This window comes from Spelaeicoccus albus (assembly GCF_013409065.1).
GTDB lineage: Bacteria > Actinomycetota > Actinomycetes > Actinomycetales > Brevibacteriaceae > Spelaeicoccus > Spelaeicoccus albus.
The window spans coordinates 668,790-690,757 of sequence record NZ_JACBZP010000001.1; the positions used below are offsets into that span (position 1 = coordinate 668,790).

Annotated in this window: 19 protein-coding genes and 1 tRNA gene; 16 read left to right on the forward strand and 4 right to left on the reverse strand. The window is 64.6% G+C overall.

Annotated elements, in window-relative coordinates; all coding sequences use genetic code 11:
- Positions 1–45: 45 nt before the first annotated feature.
- Together BJY26_RS03235 and dcd are read right to left on the reverse strand one after the other, a co-directional pair.
- Entirely contained in the window at positions 46–1,095 is a 1,050-nt protein-coding gene (locus BJY26_RS03235) for a hypothetical protein (protein WP_179425619.1), read from the reverse strand.
- Positions 1,095–1,673: a dCTP deaminase gene (gene dcd, locus BJY26_RS03240; RefSeq protein WP_179425621.1), complete on the reverse strand. Its 579-nt coding sequence runs from the start codon at positions 1,671–1,673 to the stop codon at positions 1,095–1,097. Before dcd ends, BJY26_RS03235 begins: the two co-directional genes overlap by 1 nt.
- Positions 1,674–1,887: 214 nt before the next feature.
- Here dcd and BJY26_RS03245 point away from each other — a divergent pair, with 214 nt between their 5' ends.
- From BJY26_RS03245 to BJY26_RS03265, 5 genes are all read left to right on the forward strand, one after another.
- Positions 1,888–3,381, forward strand: coding sequence for an MFS transporter (locus BJY26_RS03245; protein WP_308191279.1), 1,494 nt, complete (start codon positions 1,888–1,890; stop codon positions 3,379–3,381).
- Positions 3,382–3,391: 10 nt separating this feature from the next.
- Entirely contained in the window at positions 3,392–3,982 is a 591-nt protein-coding gene (locus BJY26_RS03250; RefSeq protein WP_179425623.1) for a universal stress protein, read from the forward strand.
- 148 nt (positions 3,983–4,130) lie between these two features.
- Positions 4,131–4,204: transfer RNA gene (locus BJY26_RS03255), tRNA-Gly, on the forward strand.
- Between the two features lie 160 nt (positions 4,205–4,364).
- Positions 4,365–6,134, forward strand: a complete 1,770-nt coding sequence (locus BJY26_RS03260; RefSeq protein ID WP_179425625.1) for an LPXTG cell wall anchor domain-containing protein — start codon at positions 4,365–4,367, stop codon at positions 6,132–6,134.
- Positions 6,135–6,340: 206 nt separating this feature from the next.
- Positions 6,341–7,036 carry an alpha/beta fold hydrolase gene (locus BJY26_RS03265; RefSeq protein ID WP_179425627.1) on the forward strand — a complete coding sequence of 232 codons (696 nt, stop codon included), beginning with the start codon at positions 6,341–6,343 and terminating at the stop codon, positions 7,034–7,036.
- 94 nt (positions 7,037–7,130) lie between these two features.
- Here the strand turns inward: BJY26_RS03265 and BJY26_RS03270 are convergent, their stop codons facing one another.
- Positions 7,131–9,230 carry an acyltransferase family protein gene (locus BJY26_RS03270; RefSeq protein WP_179425629.1) on the reverse strand — a complete coding sequence of 700 codons (2,100 nt, stop codon included), beginning with the start codon at positions 9,228–9,230 and terminating at the stop codon, positions 7,131–7,133.
- Between the two features lie 212 nt (positions 9,231–9,442).
- Here BJY26_RS03270 and BJY26_RS03275 point away from each other — a divergent pair, with 212 nt between their 5' ends.
- Positions 9,443–10,174 carry a M50 family metallopeptidase gene (locus BJY26_RS03275; protein WP_237249177.1) on the forward strand — a complete coding sequence of 244 codons (732 nt, stop codon included), beginning with the start codon at positions 9,443–9,445 and terminating at the stop codon, positions 10,172–10,174.
- Between the two features lie 191 nt (positions 10,175–10,365).
- Here BJY26_RS03275 and BJY26_RS03280 read toward each other — a convergent pair whose 3' ends face one another.
- A complete protein-coding gene (locus BJY26_RS03280) occupies positions 10,366–11,721 on the reverse strand; it encodes an MFS transporter (RefSeq protein ID WP_179425631.1) in 1,356 nt (451 codons plus the stop codon).
- Between the two features lie 122 nt (positions 11,722–11,843).
- Here BJY26_RS03280 and BJY26_RS03285 point away from each other — a divergent pair, with 122 nt between their 5' ends.
- The 10 genes from BJY26_RS03285 (at position 11,844) to BJY26_RS03330 (ending at position 21,920) form a co-directional block, all read left to right on the forward strand.
- Entirely contained in the window at positions 11,844–12,716 is an 873-nt protein-coding gene (locus BJY26_RS03285; protein WP_179425633.1) for a LysR substrate-binding domain-containing protein, read from the forward strand.
- Positions 12,717–12,828: 112 nt separating this feature from the next.
- Positions 12,829–13,737 (forward strand): extracellular solute-binding protein, encoded by a 909-nt coding sequence (locus tag BJY26_RS03290; RefSeq protein ID WP_179425636.1) that lies wholly within the window; start codon positions 12,829–12,831, stop codon positions 13,735–13,737.
- Positions 13,738–13,856: 119 nt separating this feature from the next.
- Positions 13,857–15,698: an ABC transporter ATP-binding protein/permease gene (locus BJY26_RS03295; RefSeq protein WP_179425638.1), complete on the forward strand. Its 1,842-nt coding sequence runs from the start codon at positions 13,857–13,859 to the stop codon at positions 15,696–15,698.
- 158 nt (positions 15,699–15,856) lie between these two features.
- Positions 15,857–16,261: a TOBE domain-containing protein gene (locus BJY26_RS03300; protein WP_179425640.1), complete on the forward strand. Its 405-nt coding sequence runs from the start codon at positions 15,857–15,859 to the stop codon at positions 16,259–16,261.
- On the forward strand, positions 16,258–17,289 hold the full coding sequence (locus BJY26_RS03305) for an ATP-binding cassette domain-containing protein (RefSeq protein ID WP_179425642.1): 1,032 nt from the start codon (positions 16,258–16,260) through the stop codon (positions 17,287–17,289). The genes BJY26_RS03300 and BJY26_RS03305 overlap by 4 nt, the downstream gene beginning before the upstream one ends.
- 123 nt (positions 17,290–17,412) lie before the next feature.
- The gene (locus BJY26_RS03310) at positions 17,413–19,278 is read left to right on the forward strand and encodes an acyl-CoA dehydrogenase (protein ID WP_179425644.1); all 1,866 of its coding nucleotides are present in this window, start codon (positions 17,413–17,415) and stop codon (positions 19,276–19,278) included.
- A 39-nt stretch (positions 19,279–19,317) separates the two neighbouring features.
- The gene (locus BJY26_RS03315; RefSeq protein WP_179425646.1) at positions 19,318–20,304 is read left to right on the forward strand and encodes a hypothetical protein; all 987 of its coding nucleotides are present in this window, start codon (positions 19,318–19,320) and stop codon (positions 20,302–20,304) included.
- A gap of 116 nt (positions 20,305–20,420) precedes the next feature.
- Complete coding sequence (locus BJY26_RS03320; RefSeq protein WP_179425648.1) at positions 20,421–21,074, forward strand: TetR/AcrR family transcriptional regulator; 654 nt, start codon at positions 20,421–20,423, stop codon at positions 21,072–21,074.
- Between the two features lie 145 nt (positions 21,075–21,219).
- A complete protein-coding gene (locus BJY26_RS03325; RefSeq protein ID WP_179425650.1) occupies positions 21,220–21,561 on the forward strand; it encodes an MmcQ/YjbR family DNA-binding protein in 342 nt (113 codons plus the stop codon).
- Complete coding sequence (locus BJY26_RS03330) at positions 21,558–21,920, forward strand: VOC family protein (protein ID WP_179425652.1); 363 nt, start codon at positions 21,558–21,560, stop codon at positions 21,918–21,920. The genes BJY26_RS03325 and BJY26_RS03330 overlap by 4 nt, the downstream gene beginning before the upstream one ends.
- Positions 21,921–21,968 lie beyond the last annotated feature (48 nt).

Consider the following 21,968-nt stretch of genomic DNA (forward strand, 5'->3'; position numbering starts at 1 on the left):
GGGAGAGAGCTACAGGCGGGAGAGAGCTACAGGTGCGGGAGGGAGCTACAGGTGGTAACGGTCGACGAGAAAACCGAACTCGTCAACGATGACTCCGCTCGTGGCTTCGACGACCCCGACTGCCACGCGTTCGACGTATCGGCGGCTGGCGCGGCGTTCGCTGTCGAATTCCGGCGACCTGTCCCCGACGAACCGCTGAGAGAGCGAATCCATCCATCGCACTTCGTACGCCACGAGATCCATGCCTGCGCGGTCGACGCCCGAAAGCGCGGGCACCGGTTCTTCTTCGACCCGGACGAGGATCTCGATGTACCCACCCGGCGGGTTCTCGGGGTCGACATCGCCGGCGCTGCCGGGCAACAGCGCAGTGATTCCGTACCCTTCGAGTTCCGGATCGCCGGCCATTGCCTCGGCGTCGAACTGGTCGGCGTCCGCATGAAGCCGTGTGCGTTCCTCAATGGTCAGTTCGTCCCGGACCACCGGGTCGGCCGGGTCGTCGACAACGCCGGACGCCGGTCCCTCCCACTCGGCAAGGCCGGCCTGCAGTTCGGCGCCCGGCAGGGTGTGTTGCACCACCGGCAGCAACGTCTCCGGCGTCAGCCAATACGTCGAGTACACGGTCAGGTTCACGGCGTCTTCCGGGTCCGGAGTCAGCAGCTTCACGCCGCCGGACGCCCAACCGGGACGCGCCGGCGAAGACGCGTCGTCCGCGACCCGGATCGTTGCCCCGAGCCGCCGCGCCACATCGACCAGAAGCCCGAAATAGCGTCCCTCGTCACGGTTCGGAAGCCCGGCCGGGAACGCCTTTTCCAGCCCGTCGCGGCTCGACATCCAGTCCGGCGGCGGTTCGGTTTCTCGTTCGACCGGCGACCGAAGCGCAAACACCGTACCGGCGCCTCGGACGCCGAGCGCGCCGGCGTCCGCCGCGGAAATCGGCAACGGGCCGAGCAACGTCGAATGCCGACTCAGTCGTAGGCCGCCGTCTTCGGCCGCGGAGGCGTGCGGCAACAGTGTGTGCACGAGCGTGACGACATCCCCGGGACCGGTGTCCTCGTCGATCAAGAGGAGATGGAACTGGGCGAGCCCGGCGTCCATCACACGTCGGCCCGGTAAAAGCTCTGAAAGCTCCGTGACGCCGTCGGACCGCGCTGTCCTTGATACCGGGAGCCTGCAGCGCCCGAGCCGTACGGCTTTTCAGCGGCGGACGACAGCCGGAAAAAGCACAACTGACCAATTTTCATCCCCGGCCACAATGTGATTGGCAAGGTCGCCACATTGGACAGTTCGAGCGTGACATGGCCGGTGAATCCCGGATCGATGAATCCTGCGGTGGAGTGGGTGAGCAGTCCCAGCCTGCCCAAGCTGGACTTGCCCTCGAGACGGGCCGCCACGTCGTCCGGAAGCGTCACTTGCTCGACGGTCGCGCCCAGCACGAATTCGCCGGGATGCAGAACGAACGGCTCATTGCCCTCCGTTTCGACGAGACGAGTCAGCTCGGGCTGCTCATCGGCAGGGTCGATGACTGCGTATTTGTGGTTGTCGAACAGACGAAAATACCGATCAAGGCATACGTCAATACTCGACGGCTGGATGAGTCCTTCGTCAAACGGTTCGAGGTTGACCCGTCCGGCTGAAATTTCGGCACGGATATCGCGGTCGGAAAGCAACGTCACGAAAGCCAACGCTACCAAAACCGGTGCCCGGCCGGCGCGATGCAACCGCGCGAATCGCACCGACGGCACGAAACGCACTGCCGACGACGGAAATGCTTGTGCGGACCGGTTGATCGGAGTAAAACAGATTTCGCCGACCCCCGCGCGTGCGAAATCACGCGGAGCGCCGACCACGCGGAACTTGGAATTTCGGACCGACGTTCAAGGGGGCACCGTGAGCAGCGCATCAACCGAAGCACCGCACGCACCAATAGTCAGCCTGGTCCCGGCACGGATGGACAGGTTGCCGTGGACGAGATTCCACTGGTCTGTCATCGTCGGGCTCGGGATCTCCTGGATTCTCGACGGCCTGGAAATCCAGATCGTCTCGGCCGCCGGCTACCAGCAGACGTTGCACATGACGTCGACGGAAGTCGGACTGACCGGCACCGTCTATCTGGTGGGCGAGGTCGTCGGGGCCTTGGTATTTGGCAGAATGTCGGACAGCCTCGGACGGCGCAAGCTTTTCATCCTGACGCTCGCCATCTATTTGGCCGGCAGCGGCATCGCGGGCTTTTCGTTCTCGCTGTGGTTCCTGCTGATCTTCCGGTTCATCGCCGGCATGGGCATCGGCGGCGAATACAGCGCCATCAACTCCGCAATCGACGAGCTGATTCCGTCGAAGTATCGAGGCCGCGTCGATATCGCCGTCAACGGCACGTATTGGGGCGGCGCGGCGATCGGCGCCGCAGCAAACCTTGCCCTCCTCAACCATGACCTGATTCCGCAGGATTGGGGATGGCGGATCGGCTTCTTCATCGGCCCGGTCCTCGGATTGTTCATCATCTATCTGCGTCGGCACATCCCCGAGAGTCCGCGGTGGCTGATGACGCACGGGTATGAGCAACAAGCCGAGAAGACCGTCGATGAAATCGAGGCACGAATCCGCGCCGAGGGCCGCACGTTACCCGAGGTGCCAATGGAAAAGGCCATGTCGGTCGAGCCGACCAAGAGCATCCCGTTCAGGCAGCTCGCACACGTGTTCATCGTCAAATACCCGAAACGCACGGTTCTCGGCCTCGTCATGATGATCACGCAGTCGTTCCTCTACAACGCAATCTTCTTCACCTACGCGCTGGTGCTGGAGAACTTTTACGGCGTCAGCGTCAGCCACACCGGCTACTATTTCTTCCCGTTCGCCATCGGAAATCTGGTCGGACCTCTGGTACTAGGCCCTCTTTTCGACACCATCGGCAGACGCAAGATGATTTTCGCGACGTACGGTATCGCCGGCGTCGTCCTGGCTGTGTCGGCGTACCTTTTCAGCATCGATGCCATGACGGCGACGGTGCAGACGATTTTCTGGTGTGTCTCGTTCTTCTTCGCCTCGGCGGGCGCGTCATCGGCCTACCTGACCGTCAGTGAAATTTTCCCGCTGGAACTGCGTGGGCAGGCTATCTCGTACTTCTTTGCCATCGCGCAGATCGCCGGGGCCGTAGCGCCGGTTTTGTACGGTCACATGGTCGGCGACGGCAGCAGCCGCGGCCCGTTGACGTTCGGGTATTACCTCGGCGCCGGGATCATGATCATCGGCGGAATCGTCGCACTCCTGATCGGTGTCAACGCCGAGGGCCAATCGCTCGAGGACGTCGCCGATCCGCTGACGAAGGCGAAAACTCCACCGGACGGCGGCGGTGCGGGTCCGACGACCCCGCCACCGAGTCGATAGGAGGCAGGAGATGTCCGAGACAAATGAGCCGGTGGGCGACGCGACGATGTTCGGCGCCGACAACGTCATAGTCGTCGGAGTGAGTACCACCAGCCATTCGGCCGAAGCGCTGCGGTGGGCGGCGGAAGCGGCGGAACGGCTGGGCTCGAAGCTCGTCGCGGTTCGAGCGTGGCGAAAGCCGCACAGTCCGACGTCCCCACCGTCCGGCCGTCCGCCGGCCACCCAGTATGAACCGGAGAAGGCATACCGGGAAGCGCACGACCGCCTGCTTGCCGACGTGGCCGAAGTACTTGGGAGCGACCACGCGGCCGAGTGTTTGGTGGTTCGGGGAAATCCGCTCACCGTGCTGCTGGCACAGTCGGAAAACGCCCGGCTTCTCGTGCTGGACGCACCGCAGCGCACCGATCTGACACAAACTCCGCTATTGGCTCATCGCCTGGTATATCGGGCTACGTGCCCCGTTGTGGTCATGCCGCCCCGGCTCGTACGGCGACGCGAGACGCCGTTGGTTCGCGGCGGCAAAAAATTGGCGCAGCGCATGGCCGAATCTGCCGCGACTGCCGGACGGCCCGGCATTCGACCTCCCAGTTCGCGGGGCTGACCCGCCCGGCCCTGACCCGCCCGGCTCTGCCCCGTGAGCGGGCGTTTTGGTGGCCGAGACGGCACCAAAACCGCTGGGTTTCGGCCGGTCACGTACCCATCGACCGGTGTCGGTTACCATAGTGAGGGAAAACGCGCATGCGTTTCTCGCGGGTGTAGTTCAGTGGTAGAACTTCAGCTTCCCAAGCTGATAGCGCGAGTTCGATTCTCGTCACCCGCTCCACTTTGGGACGGCACGTCTTCCGCTTCCCCCCTTTCCGCAATGCCCTGATCGGCGAATTTGCGATGATGTATTGTGACCCGTTCGTGATTCCGCTAGGCTATTTGCGATAAGGTTCCTCAACCTTTTCACTCCTCCCGACAACCTCAATAAGGACACCCCCATGAAACTCCCCCGTACCTGGAAGCTGCTCGGTTTGCCGGCAGCCGCAGGCATGGCGCTGAGCCTCATCGTCGCCGGTCCGGCCGGTGCTGCCACGCCGGAAGCTACCCAACCGTCGTCCGACAAGTCGTCGCAGCAGCAGGGCTCCGACTTCTTGAATTCCCCCAGCGTCAATCTCAAGTCCGCCCCGCAAATCACGCAAAGCGATCTGCAGAACGAGGGCTACCACGTTGCGCTGACGTCAGATCCGAGCAACGCCGGCGTCACCATTTCGGGGAAATTCATTGACAGCGCCGGAACGGCGTTCAAGTCACCGACGACACTGACGACGGATGCCAAGGGAAACGTCGACGGCTATATGAAAGCGTCAGGCAAATTGGCCCCGGGCACTGCCACATTGAAGATGACTGCATCCAACGGCGCTACGGTCCCTGACGAAACTTTCACTGTTACCGAGGACGAGACCACTCCGCCTCCCGAGCAGAACTACGACGATGCCGCGATCACCGCGGCCCCCACGACCTTCACCGAAGGCAGCTGGGGCGACGGCATCACGGTCAACGGCACCGATTTCAAGCCCAACAGCGAGGTCAGGGTCGAGGTCAACTACGCTGCAACGGGCCACGGCGACGAACTGGCGTCGGTGACCGCCAAGACCGATGCCGACGGCAATTTCACTCAGACAGTCAGCCCGAAGGGCACGCCTGAGGTTCCAAAGGACGACTGGTCGTATTCGGTCAGCGCGCTGCAAACTGCAGAGTCCGGTGACGTGATCGCGTCCGACGTGATCACATTGACCATCAACGAAAAGCAGGAACCTGCTGCAGATCCGTCGATTTCGATTGCCGACACGACCTTCACCGAGGGCAGCTGGGGCGAAGGCATCAAGGTGTCCGGCAAAAACTTCGAGCCCAACCAGTCGGCGACCGTCCAGGTCGTCCACGACGCCGACAGCAGCGGCACGGTGATCGAGGAAGTCGATGTCAAGGCCGATGCCGACGGCACGTTCACGGAGACCGTCAAGCCGAGCGCGGCGCCGAAGGTCGTCAAGGGCAAGAAGTACTTCGTCGGCGCATCCTGGGCCACGAAGTCCGGAGCGCAGGCCGGCGGATCGGTCAGCACCGCTGCCGTCCCGATGGCCGAAGCGGCTCCTGCGGCTCAGTCGACCGATTGGATCGAACTCACGATCAGCCCGAAGGCCACCGTGAATCCGACCATTTCGGTCAGCCCGAAAAAGATCTCAACGACGGACTTCGAAAACGAGGACAAGGGCGTCACGATCACCGGAAAGCACTACGCCCCGGGCGAAGCGGTCACGCTGGAGGCCTCGTCGCAAAGCGGCAAGGTCGACGGCATTACGCTGCACAGCACGTCTGATAAAAACGGCACCGTGCAGTTCACGCTCTACGCGATCGGCTCCGCTGTCGCCGACACCTACAACGTCACGCTGACCGGCGACGACCACGCGAAAACGCTCAAAGCGTCGTTCCAGGTCTACACCGGAGCAGCAAACGGCGGCGGTGATGACGACAATGCCGGAGGCAGCAACGCCGGGAACAGCAACGGTGGGAACAATGACGGCGCCGATCCGGGCAGTGATTCCGGCAACGCCGCCAACGACGACCCGGTCACCGTGAGCACGTCGGCAGACGATCTACCCCGCACGGGCGGACTCGACTTCGGCGCGTTGTACGCCGGTGCCGGGCTCGTCGTGCTCGGCGCTGCCGGAGTCCTCGTGACGCGACGCAAAAAGAACAGCGTGATCGAATAATCGCTTGGCCGCCGCTGCACCGATCGCAGCAGCTCACGCAGAGAGCCCCGGCCGAATCGGCCGGGGCTCTCGCTTTTGCGAGAGCCCCGGCGGACGGCACCCCTGCAGCCGGCACCCCTGCGGGCGGGACCGCAGCGAACTCGGGCGACATCGGTCAGTACGCTGGTCATGCCGACACCGCTACGGCTCGATTTGAAAGGGGTACCGTGCACATCCCCCTCGTCTTCGTACACGGCATTCGACTGTCCGGCGTCTGCTGGACCGAGCAGCGATCCTTCTTCTCCGCACGCGCCGTCGCGACGCCGGATCTGCCCGGACACGGGACCCGTCGCGGCGAACGATTCACCCTTGACGCGGCAGTCGACGTCGTTGAACGCACCATCGACGACGTCGGCGGCCGGGCCGTCGTGGTCGGTCATTCAATGGGAGGCTACGTCGGAATTGCTACTGCCGCTCGCCACCCGGACAAGGTCGCCGGTCTCGTGGCCGCCGGATGTTCGATCTCGCCGACGCGGCTCCTCTGCCTGCCGTATCGCGGCATGCGCCGGGCGCTGTCGGTCTTGCCGGACGACGGCGACGCCGTCAGCGCCCGCCTGTTCCGACGATTGCTTCCACCCGGCGTCGCCGAACCGATCATTGCGGCCGGAATCGCGACCGACTCGATCCCCGACGTCATGACCGCACTGCAAGTAGACAGGCCGGTCGACTCACTGCAGCACTATCCCGGCACGGTCCTCTTGATCAACGGACGCCACGACCACTTCCGCCTCGGTGAGCGTCAGTTCGTGAACGCGTGCCCGCGCGGATCGCTCACCGTCGTACCGCACGCCGGCCATTATCTGCCGATGACGCGCGGGGCCGTCTTCGCCCGCCTCATCGCCGAATTCAGCGACGGAATGTGAGACGGCCCTTCTCGGAAGTCCGCTCACGCAATCGGAACCGTCTCCGCGACCTGCGGATCCGTCTCCGCAAAGCCCCGAGCCCGGCGTCCGGCGTTTATAACGACGGCAATTTGCCGGCCAGCCACCCGCTCAACGACTTCACGAACGTGGCGGTCAAGTGGTCGCCGTTCCGATACACGAGCGCGTTGCCGATCACTGCCGGGCACTTGCCCTTTTGGCACAGCTTCGGCGTCGGGTCGATCAGGTCGACGCCGCCGACTTGCTGCGCGGCGTCCTTGACGACCGGCGAGTAGCCAAGCGCCTTGCCTTTCGGCAACACGCATTTGTCCAGCGCCTTCGGGTGCTTGGACACGCAGTCCGGCACGTCGAACGAGGGATGCGGATCATCCTTGATCGCGACGACCCGGTCGGAAAGTTTCTTCATCTTGCGAAGGTTCGACGCGGCGTCCTTGGTCATGATCTTGGCGCTGGCGGGCCCGTTGACGCGCTCATTACCGTGCATCACCGCATAATCGGCCCGCTGCGTCGTAATGATCATGTCCGGTTTCAGATCCTTGATCCGCTTTTCCGCATTGGCCTGCCACTCATTGCATTCGGTGTAGCGGCGCTTCAATTCGGTGTTGTACACGGTCGCCTTGACCGGCGGGCAACCGGATTTCGTCAGCCCGACGAGCTTCCAATGCTTTTTCTTGGCGACCTTGTTGATGGCCGGGAACCATTGCATGGCATGCGAGTCGCCGTAGAGGACGACCGTCTTGTCGCTGTGCGGGTCGCCGTAAACGCATGACGGCGACTTCGTGCCCTTGGCCTGCACCAGGCAACCGTCCTTCTTCATCACTCCGCGGTCCTGCGTCGCATCGCGCGGGGCCGGGCGAATCTCGTTCACCTTCTTTTGCGGCGCCTTGCTGGCTTCAAGTTGTTTGGCACCCGAGACCTTGGTCGTGGGCGCAGTCTTGATGTCCGGCACCGTCGCATGCACCACGACGCCGAGAGCCACCGCCGCAACCGTGAGCACTGCCCCCATGGCTAGCGCCTTGCCGGGAAACTTCGTCAATGTCGGCGACCGGCGCAACGGCTCTTCGATATACACGTGAGTCGCGACGGTCAACAGATACGACAGCAGGACGACGGCGATAATGGTGGGTGCGGCCAGGTTTCCCCAGAGCGCGCCCGCGAAGACGAGCAACGGCCAATGCCACAAATACCAGGTGTACGAGATCTTGCCGAGATGGCGCATGACGCGGTTGTCGAGCAGGCGGAGCGGGCCGTACCGACTGCCCGCCGTCCCGGCAATGATGACGGCGGCAGCGCCCAGCGTCGGGGCAAGTGCCGCGTAGCCGGGGAACATGGTCCGATCGCTGTAGCGGAAGATCGCGAACAAGATCGCCAGCATGCCCAGAATTGCCAGGACGGTGCCCATCCGCCGGGACACACGTCGTCCGGACGCCAATGCCACGGCGATCAGGCCTCCGATGGCAAGCTCCCACACACGCGTGAACGTCGAGAAGTACGCCCGGCCGGCTTCCGCTTGCGTGAGATAAATGCAGTACGCCAAGGACGCCACGGTCACGACCGTCAGCGTGCCGGCCAGAATCGGGCGAACGTTCTTGCCCTTCCGGCTGAGCCACCAGGTCACGATCAGGAGCAGCGCGGGCCAGACCAGATAGAACTGCTCTTCGACCCCGAGCGTCCACAAGTGTTCGACGGGACTGGCCTCGAGCCCGGCCTCGAAATAGTTGACGGCTTGGGAGGCGAGCCGCCAGTTGTTGACGTACAGGCCGGACGCGATGATGTCGCCGGCCGTCGCGGCGCGCCGCACCGGCGCCAGAATCAGCCAGGCGCCAATTGACACGAATGCCAAAACGATGGCCAGCGCCGGCAGTAGCCGTTTGGCGCGACCGCCGTAGAAGCGGGCAAAAGACAGCCGGCCGGACTTTTCGATCTCGCGCAGCAGCATGCCGGTGATGAGGAACCCGGAGATGACGAAGAAGACGTCGACGCCGACGTATCCGCCTCCGAATAAGCTGATTCCGCAGTGATAGAGAATGACAGCCACGACTGCCACTCCGCGGAGCCCCTCGATATCGGGGCGGAACGAAGATTTGGCTGTTTTTCGGCCGCTCGCTTCGCCTGCCGCGGTCGATTGGTTGCGTTCGGCGACCTTGCGGCTCGAATCCTGTCGTTGCTCAGCCATTATTTTCAACGGTAACAAACTGATAACGGCACTCGCCAATCAGATCCGCGCTTTCTGAATGTTTTCCGTGAGTCCGCTCACCTCTCGTGATCAACCGGTTCGTTCCGGCGCATTGCCGGTCGGCGGCAGGCATACTGGGGAGAAGTTCGTTTCCGGCCGGTGGGCCGGCGCCCGCTTCCGTCCACAACCGTCAGCGACAGATCTGGACCATTGTGAATTCGCCTTTTGATCCCGACGCCCCGTCCCTCGGACTGGGGCAGCTGTGGGACCGCGCCGTCACGGCCCAGGCTGCTCCCGAATTCTGGGTGGCGGCGGCAATGGGCGTTGTGGCACTCGCCATCGTCATGTGGCGGCCTGTCTGGCGAGTCAGCCGGCATCCGGTGACCATTGCGCACGAGGCGTCGCACGGCGTCGTCGCACTGGTTTCCGGACGTCGTCTGAGCGGCATCCGCCTACATTCCGATACGTCCGGGGTTACCGTGTCGCGGGGACATCCGCGCGGCGCCGGGATGGTGTTCACTTGTTTGGCCGGATATCTCGGACCGTCGGCTATCGGCTTGGCGGCCGCCGCCACGGTGCATGCCGGGTACATCACGGCGCTGCTGTACGGGATGCTGGTGCTGCTGGCGCTCATGCTGATCCAGATCCGCAACTGGTTCGGCCTCTGGTCGGTATTCACGACCGGTGCCGTGATCTTCTTCGTCACCTGGTTGGCGCCCGTAGCCGTACACTCGGCGTTCGCCGCACTGATCGCCTGGTTCCTACTACTGGCGGCGCCGCGTGCCGTCTACGATTTGGTGCGTGCCCGTCGCGGCGGCCGCGAGCGTGATTCGGACGCCGATCAACTGGCCCGCCTGACGCATTTGCCGGCGTTCTTCTGGCTCGGCACCTTCTGGCTGATCACCGCTGCGGTTTTGGTCTGCGGCGGCAGTCTGCTCCTCTGACGGCCTCATGCCCCGTGCCGAGTGGTGGCGAAAGGTTCACGCCCCGCGCCGAGTGGTGGCGAAAGGTTCATGCCCCGCGCCGAGTGGTGGCGAATGGCTGCATTTTTCGTAAAAATGCAGCCATTCGCCACCACTCGGCGGGGCGGGACTTGGCGGGACAACCATTCACCACCACTCGGCGAGGCGGGGCATCAGCCGTGGGTTTGCCCATCGCGGCCGACAATACGGACGAAACTGCGCAGGCCGTGGCGGTGTAAGTCAACGGTCAGGCGGAGCCGGCCCACCCGCGCCAACACGATGCCGATGACCACCGCGGCGATCAGCGGGACCGATCCGCAAATGGCAAGGGCGCCGCGCGGCCCGAGGTGCTCGGCCACTTGGCCCATCACCAGGCCGCCAATTGCCTGCGCCCCGATGAGGACGAGCAGGTACAACGCCATCACCCTGCCGCGGACGCCGGGTGCGGTTGTCAGTTGAATGAGCGAATTCGCGCCGGTCAAGAACATCAGCGTGGCTGCTCCGATCGGGATGAGCAAAATAGAGAACGTGATCCGGTCCGGGGCCACGGCCGCGACCAGTTGAAAGACCGCCACCGCACCAACGGCCAGCACGAGCCCGCGCAGTCGCACACTGCTGCGCCGAGTGGACGCCAGCGCCCCGGTCAAGGAGCCGATCGCCACGAGCGAGTTGAACATGCCGTATCCGCTTGATCCGGTGTCGTAAACGCGTGCGGCAAAGGCCGCGAGCAGCACCGTCATGTTCAAGCTGAACAAGCCGACGAAGGCGACGAGGACGACCGTCCAGATGATTTCCGGCTTGCCGGCTATGTACTTCAGACCTTCGCGTAGCTGCCCCTTGGCCCGCGGCTGTCGCGGCGCCGGTTCGAGTTCGCCGGTGCGCATCTTGCGCAGCACGATGACCACGTAGATGTAGCCGACCGCGTTTATCGCAAACGCCCATCCCTCTCCGACCGCGTGGATCATGACGCCGGCGATGGCCGGGCCGACAAGTCCGCCGAGTTGGAAGATCGACGAGTTCAGGCTGATGGCGTTGCGCAGATTCTTTCGACCGACGAGTTCGTTGACGAACGCCTGCCGCGACGGATTGTCGATCACCGTGACCATGCCGAGGAAGAACGCGATGGCGAAGACCTGCCAGGCTTGAACCGCACCGGTCAACGTGAGAGTTGCCAGCGTGGCCGCCGACAGACCGGCAAAAGTCTGCGTGATTGTCAAAAGCGTGCGCTTCGGATACCTGTCGACCACGACGCCACCGACCAGGCCGAAAAACAACATCGGCGCAAATTGCAGCGCGACGGTGATCCCGACGGCGCCCACATTGTGCGTCAGCTGCAGGACGAGCCAATCTTGCGCCACGCGTTGCATCCAGGTGCCGGTGTTGCCAACGATCTGCCCGGTGACGTACAGGCGATAGTTGTAGACCCGCAGCGAGCTGAAGCTGTCTTTCCAGCCGGGACGAGCGGGTGCGGCCAGCGGAATCTGGCCTGTCGGAGTGTGTGCGATGGACGGTGCTGCGGCCGATGCCAACGAAGCTTCCTTGTCGATAAAGGTGGGAAGAAGACTCTCCCTACGGTAGCCAAATCGTTATCATTTAAGAAGCTAATTGAAACTATTAATACTATTACCAATCGCAATATGATAGGAGCCACATGGCAGTGCCCCACGCCCCGGTATTCGACCCGGTTCTGCTGCGCACGTTTCTCGTCGTGGCACAGACCTTGAACTTCACCGAAGCCGGACGGCGCCTCGAGCTCAGTCAGCCGACGGTGAGCCAGCATGTCCGCCGACTTGAAGCGGCCGCCGGACGCCAGCTCATCGCCAGGGACACCCGCGAAGTCACACTGACCGACAACGGCGAAGCCATGGCCGGGCTCGGTCGCACCATCATGGCCGCCCACGATCAGGCGGCCGCCTACTTCACGGGCACAGCCATGCGCGGCCGATTGCGCTTCGGGGTCGCCGACGACCTCGCCCTGACCGAACTGCCCAATATTTTGCGGCGGTTCCGCCAACAACACCCCAGCGTCAATCTCGAGCTCACCGTCACGCAGACCGGCACGCTGCTGCGACGGCTGGACGCCGGCCATCTCGACTTGATCTTCACCAAGCAGCAACCCGGTACCGAGCGCGGTCGCCTTGTCCGCCGCGACAAACTCGTCTGGGTCGGCCCGAAGGGAATCGACGTGCCCGCCGGCGAGCCCGTTCCCCTGGTCACCTATCGGGCACCGAGTATCAGCCGCCGGACGGCGATCGAAGGCTTGGAAGCGGCATCCCGAACGTGGAAAATCACGTGCACCACCCGAGAAATCAACGGGGTCCTCGCCGCAGTTCGGGCCGGCCTCGGGATCGCTGTGTTTCCACAATCGCTCATTCCGAGCGATCTGGTGCACCTCTCTCCGGAGCTCTCCCTGCCGGAACTCGGCGACATCGACATCGTGCTCGTTCGAAGTCCACTCTCGACCCAGGAATCGGTACTGGCGTTGAGCACCGCCATTCTGACAAGCCCGCTCAATCGGCATTGACCGCAAGCACCGATTGGTTTTGCCTACGACTCGTGAAAATACTCGTAATCGCAGCGGGTATGCTACATATAAGTCCGCAAATACGGAATTTTTACGCACGAGGAGTTGTCCGATGCTACGTCGATCGGGGCGTTTTTCCCTGCTGGCCACAACACTGGCGTGTGCGCTCGTCTTCACTGCCGGATGTTCGTCGGACTCGCCGAGCGCCTCCGGCAGCACCCCGACGTCCGCATCCAAAGGGTCCGGTCCGGTCACCGTGCTCTATGCCGGCTCGCTGGTCAACATGATGGAAAAGCAGCTCAGTCCGGGATTCGACAAGTCCAGCGGCTACACGTTCAAGGGGTACGGCGCCGGTTCGTCTGCGCTCGCCGAGCAAATCAAGGGGAAGGTGCACAAGGCCGACGTCTTCATCAGTGCGAACCCGGACGTGAACGACACGCTGGAGGGAAAAAAGAACGGCAATTGGGTCTCCTGGTATGCCAAGTTCGCCAGCTCCCCACTCGTCATCGGCTACAACCCGAAAAGCAAGTTCGCCGCGGACATCAAATCCAAGCCCTGGTACACGGTCATCACCGAATCGGGCTTTCACGTCGGCCGCACCGATCCGGCCACCGACCCCAAGGGAGAACTGGCCGCGCAGGCGCTGAAGAGTGCGGCGACGAAACACCATGACGATGCGCTGGCCGCGATCGGCAAGGACAAGTCGACGGTGCTCCCGGAAGAAACCATGGTCGGCAGATTGCAGTCGGGCCAACTCGACGCCGGATTCTTTTATTCGAGCGAGGCCAAGGCCGCGGGAATCCCGACAGTGCCGTTGACCGGCCAGAACCTCAAAGCCGTCTACACCGTGACGCAAGTCAACAATGCTCCGCACCCCAAGGCCGCCGCGGCCTTCATCAAGTACCTGCTCGGCTCGAACGGCAAAAAGATACTCAAAAAAGACGCGTTCGACATCACGTCGCCGCCCGCGGTGAAGGGCAGCGACGTGCCGAGCGCGTTGACCAAGGCGCTGGGCCAATAGAACCGGGCCAATAGAACTGGGCCGATAGAACCGGGCCGATAGAACCGGGCCAGCGATGTCGTCCCGTAAGGTCAACTGGTGAACGGACGGCATTGACCGACGACAAAGGGTGCGCATCGATGAGCCGAATGATTCGCAGCCCGCTGACGTGGCTGGGCGGGCTGCTTGCGCTCTACCTGGTGGTGCCGCTCGTCGCGTTCGTCATCCGGTTCGCGTTTTCCCGCGACCGCGGACTGCACGTCGACGGCTTGTGGAGCGCGTTGGGCGTGTCACTGGCCAGCGCAACGATCTCCACCCTCATCGTTGCAGTTCTCGGCATCCCGCTGGCGTATCGGCTGGCGCACGGCAACGGGCCGATCCGGGCCGCCGTCAACGTGCTGGTCCAACTGCCGCTGGCCATGCCGCCGGTCATGAGCGGCATGGTGCTCATTTACATCGTCGGCCCGTACACACCGCTCGGTGAGTTGTTCGGTGGACACCTGACCGACTCGCTGACGGGCATCGTGTTGGCGCAGACGTTCGTCGCTTCGCCGTTCCTCATCGTGGCTGCGCGTGCCGCTTTCGCCTCCGTCGACCCCAAGCTGTATGACCTGGCCTCTACCCTCGGCCACCGTCAATTCGCGCGATTCGCCCGAGTCGCCTTGCCGATCGCGGCTCCCGGCATTCTGTCCGGCCTGCTCATGACGTGGCTGCGCGCGCTCGGCGAATACGGCGCAACAGTGCTGCTGTCGTACCACCCGTACTCGCTACCGGTCTATACCTACGTGCAGTTCTCGAGTCTGGGCGTCCCGGCAACCGAGGCCCCGACGGCGTTCGCTCTGGGGCTTGCGTGCCTAGTGATCGCCTTGACGCGCGTCCGTTGGCCCAAGCTGCGCCGGCCCCGCCCGCTGCCCCCTGCCGGCCGAGCGCCGGACGTCGTCCCGCGCACCACTGTCGATTTTGCGCTGGACGTGCCGTTGTCCGGTTTCCACCTCGACCTGGCCTACCGTGCGACCGAGAGCCGGATCGCCATTCTGGGTCCGTCCGGCGCGGGGAAGTCGATGGCGTTGCGCTCCCTCGCCGGTTTACAGCGGTCGCCCGGAAACTCCGTGGCCTACAACGGTTCCGTGATGACGGGCGTGCCGACCGAGTCCCGCCACCTCGGATTCGTTGCGCAAGGCGGGGCGATTTTTCCGCATTTGAGGGTGCGCGAGCAGCTGCTTTTCGCTCACGACGCCGATCCGCGGCTTGCCTCGTGGTGGCTGTCGACCATGCATTTGGACGGACTTGCCGACCGCCGGCCCGACCAGCTGTCGGGGGGCCAACGCCAACGCGTCGCCATTGCACAGGCCCTCAGCAGGTCGCCGCGGCTGATTTTGCTTGACGAGCCGTTCTCGTCGCTGGATGCCGTCGTCCGCGATGAACTGCGTCGCGAGGTACGCCGGCTGCAGCTGGAAGCCGGGCTTTCGACGGTCCTTGTCACGCACGACCCGGAGGAGGCCGCGCTGCTTGCCGACGAGATCCTGGTGATCTCCGGTGGCCGGCTGTTGCAGGCCGGTAAGACCGGCGACGTCTACCGGCGTCCGGCATCGCCCGAGGTTGCCCGGTTGCTCGGCATTCCAAATCTTGTCGCCGGGCGCATCGCGTCGTCCGGCCTGATCATGGCCGGACCGGTCGCCGTGCCCGTGGCCGAAACCGGGATCAGACCGGGCACCGAGGTGCTGTGGTGCATTCGACCCGAGCACATTGCCCGGTCGGACGAGGGCACCGTCAACGCGCGCGTCGTGGATGTCGCGGATATGGGCACCGTCACGGCCGCCACGCTGCGTCTCGACGGGGGAACGGAGTTGCGGATGCGCACCGCCGGTCTTGTCGAGCTCGACATTGGGGCCGAATACCGGTTCGACCTCGATCCGTCCATGATCTCGGCCTGGCCGGCCGCAGCCGACGATCCGGCGGCCGATCCGGCAGTCGACCGCTGACGTTCCGGGCACCGTGGCCCGCTGCGGGGTCCTCGGCGCGGCCGCGGCGGGCCTCCGCGCGGTACTCGGCAGGGCGGCTGTTGCCGCAGTTGCCGCCGATCTCCTCACGGCGTCATCGTCCCGGCGGAGACGGGCGCGGCCGGTGTTAGGGTGCCGATATGACAGCCTTCCGCATCTCCCAAGCCGCCCGGCTCTTGGCCGTCAGCGACGACACCATCCGCCGGTGGATCGACTCCGGTCGGCTGAAACCCGTGCCCGGAACGAGTCCGCAAAAGATCGATGGAAAGGCCCTTGCCGGGCTGGCGCTCGAGATCGGCCAGCAGTCGTCGCCGTCCAGCCCCGGGCAGGTCTCGCCGTCCAGCGCCCGCAACCGTTTCCCGGGGATCGTCACGCGCATCAAGGAAGACACGGTGATGGCGCAGGTCGACATCCAGGCCGGCCCTTTCCGCGTGGTTTCGCTGATCAGCGTCGAAGCCGTCCGCGACCTCGGCCTCGAAGTCGGCGCCGAGGCAGTGGCCATGGTGAAGTCGACGAACGTGATCATGGAACGCTCGACCACGTGACAACCGATTCCGACCGACCCGGCACGCGCGGTCCCGGATCGGACGGCGGTCCCGACGCGGCGTCCGGCCTCGTGGCGCGGCTGCCGTTGACGTCCGGGTCAAGCCTTGACATCACCGTGCGGCCCGGCGAGGTTTTCGCCCTCTTCGGCCCTTCGGGTGATGAGTTGGCCGAGTTGTTGCGGTTGGCGGCACGCACATTGACGACACGGACGCCGCCCGCGGGCTGCCGGGTGTTCCTCGACGGCGCCCCGGGCCCGGCCGGGCGCGGCGACGTGCTCATGCTCGAAAGGGACGGGACACGGTATCCCGCAAGCCGGTTGGCCGCTGCGATGACGCGGGTTCGCAGTTCGTCGCACGGCAAGGCGCGCACTGCCGACGCCCTGGATCGCGCACTCGCTTCCCGGCCGCGAGTGCTCTTGCTTGACTGTCCGCTTGCCGTGCTCGGCGACGCGCCGGACAGCCCGCCGGCCGACGCGTTGCGCGCCGCGTTGACTGGCTTCCCCGGGTGCGTCGTCATGACCACGGACGACGCCGGCGTTGCCGAATCGGCCGACCGGATCGCCGTGATCGACGACGGCGCCGCCCAAATCGGCACGCCCGCCGAGGTTCGTGCACACCCCCGCAGCACGTATGCGGCCCGGCTCGCCGACGTCAATTTCTTCACTGGTCTGGCCCGAGGGGGCCGGCTATCGATTGGGCACTCCAGCATCTCGGCTCCGACCGAGTTGAAGGGACGGGTGTTGATCACCGTGCCGCCACGTGCCGTCACCGTCTATCCGGACGAACCCGGCGGCGCCGACCGCGACGTGTTCGAGGCCCGCATCGCCCACTTGGCCGGCGGCCGCCGCGCCGAAGGCAGCACCGTCCCGGAAGGCCGCACCCTCCGGCTCGGACTGTCGCCGGTCGACCCCGAACGCGGACTCGAACTGACCGCACTGGCGAGCGCGCAGATTCCATGGACACTGGGCCAGCGCGTCTTTGCCCGCGTCGATACTAGTCAGCTGTCGGCGTCCTATTTCAGCGACTGACACCGCTGACCGGCTTGCGTAAGTTACTGGCGAGTAGCATTCTTGAAGTACAGCACGTATCGGCAGACACGTTCCCTGCAAAGACGCAGGTGAGCACGTGGACGAGACCTCGAAAGGGCGGCAATGAGCCACTACAAATCCAATCTCCGCGACATCTACTTCAACTTGTTCGAAGTACTGGGCCGCGAGGAAGTGCTGGGCACCGGCGCGTTTGAAGATATGGACGCCGATACGGCCCGCGAAATTCTCTCCGAGGTTGCTCGCCTGGCAGGCAATGAGCTGTCCGACTCGTACGCCGAGGCCGACCGCAATCCGCCCGTCTTCGACCCCGCGACGTATTCGGTGACTCTGCCCGAGGCGTTCAAGAAGAGCTACAAGGCGTACGTCGATTCCGGAATGTGGCAAATCGAAGCACCCGTCGAGGTCGGGGGGACTGCGGCGCCGCCGTCGCTGCGCTGGGCTGTTGCCGAAATGCTGCTGGGCGCGAACCCGGCGTCGCACATGTATGCGGCGTTCGCGTCATTTGCCAGGATCTTGATTCAGCTGGGCACCGACGAGCAGAAAAAGCTCGCTCAGCAGCTTGTGGCGGGTCGTTGGGGCGCCACCATGGTGCTCACGGAGCCGGACGCCGGTTCGGACGTCGGGCAGGGGCGCACCAAGGCGGTCCAGCAAGCCGACGGTACCTGGCACATCACCGGCGTCAAGCGATTCATCACATCGGGCGAACACGACCTCTCGGACAACATCGTCCACTTCGTCCTGGCCCGGCCCGAAGGCGTTGAAGGCGCCGGCGGCCCCGGCACGAAGGGCCTCAGCCTGTTCGTCGTGCCGAAGTTCCACATCGACCCGGAGTCGGGCGAACTCGGCGAGCGCAACGGCGCATTCGTCACGAATGTGGAGCACAAGATGGGCCTGAAGGTGTCCACCACCACCGAACTGCGCTTTGGCGAGGTCGACGGGATCCCCGCGGTCGGCACGTTGCTGGGCGGCGTCCACGACGGCATCCGGCAAATGTTCCAGGTTATTGAATACGCGCGCATGATGGTTGGCACCAAGGCGATCGCGACGCTGTCGACCGGATATCTGAACGCGCTGGACTACGCCAAGGAGCGCGTGCAGGGCCCGGATCTTGCCAACCAGGCCGATAAGACCTCGCCGCGCGTGACGATCACGCACCATCCCGACGTCCGGCGTTCGCTGATGACGCAGAAGGCGTACACCGAAGGCCTGCGCGCGCTCGTGCTGTACACGGCAACGGTGCAGGACCGGATCGAGACGGCGCGGCTGGCAGGCGAAGCGCCGTCCGACGACGACGTCGCGCTGAACGATCTACTGCTTCCCATCGTCAAGGGCTTCGGCTCGGAACGGTCGTGGGTGCTGCTGGGCACCGAAAGCCTGCAAACGTTCGGCGGCTCCGGCTTCTTGCAGGACTACCCGATCGAGCAGTACGTGCGCGATGCCAAGATCGACACCTTGTACGAGGGCACGACGGCGATCCAGGGCATGGACTTCTTCTTCCGCAAGATCGTGAAGAACGGAGGCAAAGCGCTCGGCGCCATGTCGACCGAGATCGGTCAGTTCGCGGCCGGGGACGCCGGCGGCGACGAGCTGGCCAAGGAGCGTGCCATGCTGGGCCGCGCCGCCGGAGACGTCGGCGGAATCGTGCAGACTTTGACAGGGTTCCTGACGTCGTCGGATCCGCGTTCGGGGGGCGATCCGGCGAACGTGTACAAGGTCGGCCAGAATACGTCCCGGCTGCTGCTGTCAACCGGCGAATTGGCCATCGCGTGGCTGCTGCTGCGTCAGGCCGCCGTGGCGATTGACGCTTTGCGAGGCGACGTCGGCGAGTCCGACAGGTTGTTCTACCAGGGCAAGATCGCCGCGGCGAAGTTCTTCGCCGCTCAGGTGCTGCCGAAACTCACGGCGGAGCGGAAGATCGCCGAGAGCACGAACAATGACCTGATGGAACTCGACGAAGGGGCGTTCTAACCGCACGCCGGCGGGCGGGGCTGTTACCCTCAAGGCACCATGGGCCGCCTCACATCACCTCGTCGCATTACCGCGTGGACGCTCGTCGCGGCCGGCGGGTTGATAGTGATTGGGGTCTTGGGCGTGCTGGCACTCAACCACTGGGTGTACACCCCGGCGCGGGCTGCCCTCGGCTATTTGACGGCGGTCGGCAACGGCGACTCGCACCGTGCGCTTGCCCTGTTGAACCCGCGCGGACTCGACTCGGCGAACCGGGCGGCCCTGAGCAAGCGCGTGTTGTCGGGGGCGTCCGACCTGCCCGAGGACTTCGATCTGGCCGGCACCCGCGAGCTGTCCGACGGACGCGTGGCGGTGACCTACGATTACACGCTCAACGATTCGAGGGCGTCGGCGACCTTCGTGGCCGAGAAGGGGCCGAGCCGGTGGCTGGTCTTCAACGACTGGCGTTTGCGGCCCGAGAAACTGCCCCGCCTGACGATCACGGTGCCGGGCTCGTCCACGGTGGCGATCAACGGCGTCCGACTCGAGCTCGGCTCGTCCACGCAATCGCTGCCGGTGCTCTTCCCCGCAACGTACACCGTCGGCTATTCGAGCAAGTACGTGCGCGCATCGCCCGAGTCGGTGACGGTGTCGTCGCACACGGCCACGCCGGACGACGTGACGCTGTCGCTCACTGCCACGCCGGCTTTGGGCCGTGAAGTGCACCGGCAGATCAAGGCGTCATTGACGGCGTGCGCTGATGCCACGGTGTTGGCGCCGTCCGGGTGCCCGTTCGCCGTCAACAACGACAACAAGATCCTCGGACGCGTCTCGTGGACCATCAACAAGGTTCCCACCGTCGAGCTGTCCCGCGCGCACGGCGCCTGGGTGATGGCCGACGCGACGGGTGAGGCCACGGCGTCCGGCACCGAGATGGATATCGTGACGGCGAAGAAATCGAAATTTCGCACGTCCTCGACCTTCGAATATTCCGCAACCGTCCGCATCGCCGACGGCCGCGTGCTCGTCATGCCGAAGTTCGACTAGCCCCGCCTTCTTCCCCCGGCCCCGCCCCCTTCCGCAAAACGCGGCGCGTCGTATAGAACGCGAAGTTCTGACGGCGCGTTCCCGACGACGCGCCGCGTTTTGGGATCATGGTAGGTATGCCCACCGCCGATGCTCGCCGCGGACGTCCGCCGCGCCTGACCCGCAAAGCGATCGTTGACGCGGCGGCCCGTCTGATCCGCGATCATGGCGTGGACGCCGTGACCATGCGGCGCGTCGCCGCCGAGCTGGACGCCTCGCCGATGGCCTTGTACCGGCACGTCGAAAACCGCGATTCGCTGCTGGTCGCGGTGCTGAGCCGGGAAGTTGAATCACTCGTCAGTCCGGAGCTACCCGGCGAACCGGCGGCTCGGGTGGAGCGGATCTTCGTCTGGCTGTACGACGAACTGGATGCGCGGCCCTGGGTCGTCGAGGTGCTCTCGCGCGGCGATTTGTACGCCCCGTCCATCCGCTGGGCCGTCGAGGAGATCCTTGCGGGATTGATCGCGCTCGGCCTGTCCCCGGCAGCAGCGGTTGACGGGTATCTCACGGTATGGCGTTACCTCGTCGGCACGCTCATCATCAGGCACCGCACCATCGCCGCCACCTCGACGCTCGATCGCGAGCCGGTGCAGACCAGCTCCATGCGTGGCGCCGACGCGGCCGACTTTCCGCTGATCGCCCAGACGGGAACCTATTGGCCGCGCGCTCGAGCCAATTTCGACTTCGGCAATGGGGTTCGGGCAATCGTGGCCGGGCTCACCGCGGTGTAGGGCGCGTTTGCCCGTTGCCCCTTCTCCCGGCCGGAACCCATAAGAACGAGCCGGCCGGATATGCGTCCGCGGCGTCGCAACAGCCTTGACACGCTCACCGAAACGCATATTGTTTACGTATACACAAAAGAGGGCGGTGGCGTAGATGGACTGGTCGGATGTCGTGCGGATCGGGCTCTCGCTGCCCGAAACCGCCGAATCGACCTCGTACGGAACGCCAGCACTCAAGGTCGCCGGCAAACTTCTCGCGCGCCTGCGAAACCAGGACGGCGGCGCGGTGCTGTGCTGCGGACTCGACGAAAAGGCCGCGCTGCTGGCCGACGACGACCCGGCGTTTTACACGACTGCCCACTATGACGGGTACGGCGCGATCCTGGTGCGACTGGAGCACACAGATTCCGAGCGCCTCCGCGAGTTACTCGTCGAGTCATGGCTGGCGAATGCGCCGGCGAAGGTCCGAAACCAACACATCGAGGAATTAGCATGAGCGCGCAAATCAGCTATTGGATCCTGTACGTCGCAGACACCGCACGGGCGGTCGACTTCTTCGGCCCCGTCATGGGGTGGACATTCAGCGAGCCGGGTTCCGCCGGCGGCAATCACGTTCTCGAATCGGATCCGTGGGGTTCGATCGCCCCGCTCCCGCCCGGACAGGAGCCGAGCCGCGCCGTTGCCGCGGCATTTGCGCCGGACGACGTCGATGCTGCCCTCGCACAGGTCCGCAAGTGCGGCGGCACCGTCGTATCGGACCAGAGCGGTGACGATTTTTACGGACGATGGGCCGAGTGCATCGACGATCAAAGCACGCATTTCGCCCTGTTCGCACCGGCGGCCGGGGTCAAGTAGCCGCGGCCATCCCCGGCTACCACTCGCCCGCCGCCGGATTTGACGGTA

Bases quoted from the DNA above. Each gene is read 5' to 3' on its own strand.
- BJY26_RS03285 (WP_179425633.1), top strand. From the start codon at position 11,844: ATGGCAGTGCCCCACGCCCCGGTATTCGACCCGGTTCTGCTGCGCACG.
- BJY26_RS03325 (WP_179425650.1), top strand. From the start codon at position 21,220: ATGGACTGGTCGGATGTCGTGCGGATCGGGCTCTCGCTGCCCGAAACC.
- BJY26_RS03330 (WP_179425652.1), top strand. From the start codon at position 21,558: ATGAGCGCGCAAATCAGCTATTGGATCCTGTACGTCGCAGACACCGCA.
- BJY26_RS03270 (WP_179425629.1), bottom strand. From the start codon at position 9,230: ATGGCTGAGCAACGACAGGATTCGAGCCGCAAGGTCGCCGAACGCAAC.
- BJY26_RS03250 (WP_179425623.1), top strand. From the start codon at position 3,392: ATGTCCGAGACAAATGAGCCGGTGGGCGACGCGACGATGTTCGGCGCC.
- BJY26_RS03260 (WP_179425625.1), top strand. From the start codon at position 4,365: ATGAAACTCCCCCGTACCTGGAAGCTGCTCGGTTTGCCGGCAGCCGCA.
- BJY26_RS03320 (WP_179425648.1), top strand. From the start codon at position 20,421: ATGCCCACCGCCGATGCTCGCCGCGGACGTCCGCCGCGCCTGACCCGC.
- BJY26_RS03300 (WP_179425640.1), top strand. From the start codon at position 15,857: ATGACAGCCTTCCGCATCTCCCAAGCCGCCCGGCTCTTGGCCGTCAGC.
- BJY26_RS03315 (WP_179425646.1), top strand. From the start codon at position 19,318: ATGGGCCGCCTCACATCACCTCGTCGCATTACCGCGTGGACGCTCGTC.
- BJY26_RS03295 (WP_179425638.1), top strand. From the start codon at position 13,857: ATGAGCCGAATGATTCGCAGCCCGCTGACGTGGCTGGGCGGGCTGCTT.
- BJY26_RS03310 (WP_179425644.1), top strand. From the start codon at position 17,413: ATGAGCCACTACAAATCCAATCTCCGCGACATCTACTTCAACTTGTTC.
- BJY26_RS03290 (WP_179425636.1), top strand. From the start codon at position 12,829: ATGCTACGTCGATCGGGGCGTTTTTCCCTGCTGGCCACAACACTGGCG.
- BJY26_RS03235 (WP_179425619.1), bottom strand. From the start codon at position 1,095: ATGGACGCCGGGCTCGCCCAGTTCCATCTCCTCTTGATCGACGAGGAC.